Annotated in this window: 3 protein-coding genes and 1 pseudogene; 2 read left to right on the top strand and 2 right to left on the bottom strand. The window is 74.6% G+C overall.

Annotated elements, in window-relative coordinates; genetic code table 11:
* Positions 1–704: 704 nt before the first annotated feature.
* On the bottom strand, positions 705–1,658 hold the full coding sequence (locus RIN80_RS19075) for an ROK family protein (RefSeq protein WP_309096815.1): 954 nt from the start codon (positions 1,656–1,658) through the stop codon (positions 705–707).
* A gap of 273 nt (positions 1,659–1,931) precedes the next feature.
* Between RIN80_RS19075 and RIN80_RS19070 the strand changes: the two genes are divergently transcribed.
* Complete coding sequence (locus RIN80_RS19070; RefSeq protein WP_375141736.1) at positions 1,932–2,918, top strand: LacI family DNA-binding transcriptional regulator; 987 nt, start codon at positions 1,932–1,934, stop codon at positions 2,916–2,918.
* A gap of 7 nt (positions 2,919–2,925) precedes the next feature.
* On the top strand, positions 2,926–3,741 hold the full coding sequence (locus RIN80_RS19065) for a hypothetical protein (RefSeq protein WP_309096813.1): 816 nt from the start codon (positions 2,926–2,928) through the stop codon (positions 3,739–3,741).
* Here RIN80_RS19065 and RIN80_RS19060 read toward each other — a convergent pair.
* Positions 3,687–3,916: pseudogene (locus RIN80_RS19060) on the bottom strand (serine/threonine protein kinase); the annotation flags it as partial. The gene RIN80_RS19065 and the pseudogene RIN80_RS19060 overlap by 55 nt on opposite strands.

Raw genomic sequence — 3,916 nt, 5'->3', positions numbered from 1 at the left:
ATCGTGCCACATCGCACGGACATGCGGTCGAATTCCGGGACAGAGCGGCCCGCCCCGATGCGGGCCGGCCCGCATCGGGCGCGGATGTCGAAGGTACCGGTCCACCATGCCGCGAGCGGCAGGACGCACGGCTGCACACCCGCGGCGAGCCGGCACCGGGCGAGGACCGCCGCTCCGGCACTTCGCCACGCCACCTCCGCGGCACGCTCTCCACCGCGGCCTGGTGTCCGCGCCCGGTGGGATCGACCATGCCGGGACATCCCATCCGCTCCTCGGTGAAGACTCCGTCCGCCCCGAACACGACCACCGCCGACACGAGCCGGAGGTCGGCCGGGACGGCAGCCACGGCGAGCACCCTGCCGGAAGCGCAGGCAGGCGGGCGCCGGTCCCAGCGGAAGCACAGGCAGGCGGGCGCCGGTCCCAGCGGCCGGGCCGCCAGGGGCCCGGCCCGGCGGGTCCCGCCGGCGTGACCCGTTCCGCGCGTCCGGTCGAGGCGCCGGGCGCGCACCAGCGTGACCGCGGCGAAGGCCGGTGCAGCCGGGGCCGCCGTCCATCCGGTCATGAGGACGAGCCCGGACAAGACCATGTGGAGACTCACGCGGGGCCGGATGCCGCGCCGCTCGGAGGGTCCCCTCCGGATCGGGGGGCAGTGGGGTGCCGGGGCGGGACGCCGCACCCCCACTGCCTGAACGTTCCTGCGGGAGTCACACCGCCGCGGCCGCCGGGTCCGTCCGCCGGGTCAGCACGGCCGCCGCCGCTCCCACCAGGCCCGCGTCCGTGCCCATCTGGGCCGGTGCCACGGTGAGGTGCTGGACGAAGGACAGGGTCGCGTAAGTGCGCAGGGCCTCGCGCAGGGGCGTGAAGAGGATGTCGCCCGCCTTGCCCACTCCCCCGCCGATCACGACGATGTCGATCTCCACGAGCGTGGCGGTGGCGGCGATCCCGGCGGCCAGGGCCTGGGCGGCCCGCTCGAAGGAGGCGACGGCGACCGGGTCGCCGGACCGGGCGGCGGCGGCCACCGCGGCGGCTGAGGTGTCCCCGTCCGGGCCGGGCCGCCATCCGTTGTCCAGGGCGCGGCGGGCGATGTTGGGGCCGCTGGCGAGGCGCTCCACGCAGCCGTGCGAGCCGCAGGGGCACAGGTCGCCGTCGAGGTCGACGCTGATGTGGCCGATGTGCCCGGCGTTGCCGGTGGGCCCGGGGTGCAGCCGCCCGCCGAGCACCAGACCGCCGCCGACGCCGGTGGAGACCACCATGCACAGGGCGTTGTCGTGGCCGCGGGCGGCGCCCTGCCAGTGCTCCGCCGCCGTGATCGCCACACCGTCGCCGATCAGCTCCACGGGCAGGTCCCCGGTCGCGGCCCGGACCCGGGCGACGAGCGGGTAGTCGCGCCAGCCGGGCACGTTCACCGGGCTGACCGTCCCCGCCGAGGCGTCCACGGGTCCGGCGCTGCCGATCCCGACGGCCGTGGCGCGCTGCCACAGCGGCGACGCGCCGAGCTCGCCGAGCACCTGCTCCACCGCCCGCATCACGGTGTCGCCGTCCTCCCGGGCGGGCGTCGGCCGCTGGGCGCGTGCCAGGATCCGGCCCTGGCCGTCCACCAGAGCGCCGGCGATCTTGGTGCCGCCGATGTCGAGCGCGGCCACGAGGTCGGTGTGCATCAGTGTCGGATCTCCCCGTCAACCATGAGAAAAACGCCGAGAATAGCCATCGGGCAGGGCAAACCGCGGACCGGCCCTGCGGCGGTGCGCCGGTCCGGAGTTCGCGGTGGACAGTCTCCCCCGAGCCTGACAACGTTGTCCAGGCTCTATGCTCGACGCCACATCCTCATACAAACCCAGGATCGACGCATCCCCGTGGACGACAGGACAGGACACCGCACCGTGCCCCAGACGCACCTCCGATCCGCAACGCGCTACGGCAACCGTCCGACGATGAAGGACGTCGCCGCCCGTGCCGGGGTCGGCCTCAAGACGGTCTCGCGGGTCGTGAACGGCGAGCCGGGGGTCACGCCGGAGACGGAGCGGCGGGTCCAGGAGGCGATCGACGCGCTCGGTTTCCGCCGCAACGACAGCGCCCGGGTGCTGCGCAAGGGCCGCACGGCGAGCATCGGCCTGGTCCTGGAGGACCTCGCGGACCCGTTCTACGGACCGCTGAGCCGGTCGGTCGAGGAGGTGGCCCGCGCCCACGGCGCCCTGCTGATCAACGGCTCCAGCGCGGAGGACCCGGAACGCGAGCAGGAACTGGTGCTGGCCCTGTGCGCGCGGCGGGTGGACGGGCTGGTGGTCATCCCGGCCGGGGACGACCACCGGTATCTGGAACCGGAACTCAAGGCGGGCGTGGCCACGGTGTTCGTGGACCGGCCGGCCGGGCACATCGACGCCGACGTGGTGCTGTCGGACAACTTCGGCGGCGCCCGCGACGGCGTGGCCCACCTCATCGCGCACGGGCACCGCCGGATCGGCTTCGTCGGTGACATGCCCCGCATCCACACCGCCGCCGAGCGGCTGCGCGGCTACCGGGCCGCGATGGAGGACGCGGGCATACCGGTGGCGGACTCCTGGATGTCCCTCGGGGTGACCGACCCCGAGCGGGTGCGCAGGGCCGCCGAGGAGATGCTGTCGGGGCCGGACCCCGTGACCGCGATCTTCGCGGGCAACAACCGGGTGACGGTCACCGTCATCCGGGTGCTCGCCGAGCAGACCCGGCGGGTCGCCCTCGTCGGCTTCGACGACATCGAGCTGGCCGACCTGCTGCAGCCGGGCGTCACGGTCGTCGCCCAGGACGCGGCGGACATCGGCCGCACCGCGGCGGAGCGTCTCTTCCGGCAGCTGGACGGCAGCCTGCTCAGCCCCGAGCGCATCGAACTGCCGACCCGTCTGATCACCCGCGGCTCGGGCGAGATCCCCCCGGCGGACTGAGCGGCCCATGACCCGCCCCGTGGAACGGACGCTGCGAGCCCTCGGTCTCGCCGACGCGCCGCGCGAGCATCCCCTGCTGTATCCGGGCGCGTGGCCCGCCGACTCGGGGATCCTCGACGGGGACCGCTTCCTGCCGCCCGAGCGGCTGCTGTACGACGACCGCACGCCCGTCCTCGCCATCGGCTCCAACGGCTCCCCGGGCCAGTTGCGGCACAAGATGCGCCAGTGCGGGATCAGCACGCCGCTGCCGATGGTGAAGGCCCGGGTGACCGGTGTCGACGCCGGGGTCTCCGCGCACGTGAGCCGCATGGGCTATGTGTCGGCGTCGCCGGTCGGCGCCCCGGACACCGTGCGCGCGTTGTTCGTGCTCTGGCTGGACGCCGAGCAACTCGCGGTGATCGACGCGAGCGAGGGTGTGCCGGTGCCGGGTGGCAACTTCGACCGGGCCTGGCTGCCCGCACCCGACGTACGGGTCGACCTGGCGGACGGCACGCGGCTGCCCGGCGCGTACGCCTACGTCAACCGGCACGGCGTCCTGCACGACGGCACGGGCGTGCCGCGCACCCACCCCGGTCAGCGTGAGCTGCTCACCGAACTGCTCGTCGCGCTGCCGCGGCTGCGGGAGCTGTTCGGGGTGGTGCCCGAGGAGTTCTGCGCACGGGCCCGCGCCGACCGGCGGCTGTGCGAGCGGGGCACGCGGCTGTTCGTCGAGGAGAAGCTGGTGACGGCCTCCGGTCTGGAGCGGTACGCGGCGGCCGCGGTGCGCCGTCAGCAGAGCGGGAGCCCGGGGACGGGCCCGTCGTCGTCACCGCCCCTGGCGTAGACGTCGCTGACCCAGACGTCCGTGTTGCGGCTGTCGTCGTCGGTCTTCGCCCACCGGGCGTTGGTCCACTCGCCGTACGTCTCACGGCGGCCCAGGTCCTGCCGGCAGTGGAAGTGGTGGTGCCCGCGTCGAGGACGCCCACCTTGGCGCCGGAGGCCGTGTAGGAGTCGGCGGC

Origin of the sequence: Streptomyces sp. (assembly GCF_031181705.1) — a bacterium.
Taxonomy (GTDB): domain Bacteria; phylum Actinomycetota; class Actinomycetes; order Streptomycetales; family Streptomycetaceae; genus Streptomyces.
The sequence above is the reverse complement of the archived record's forward strand: the minus strand, read 5'-3'. Positions and strand labels throughout refer to the sequence as shown.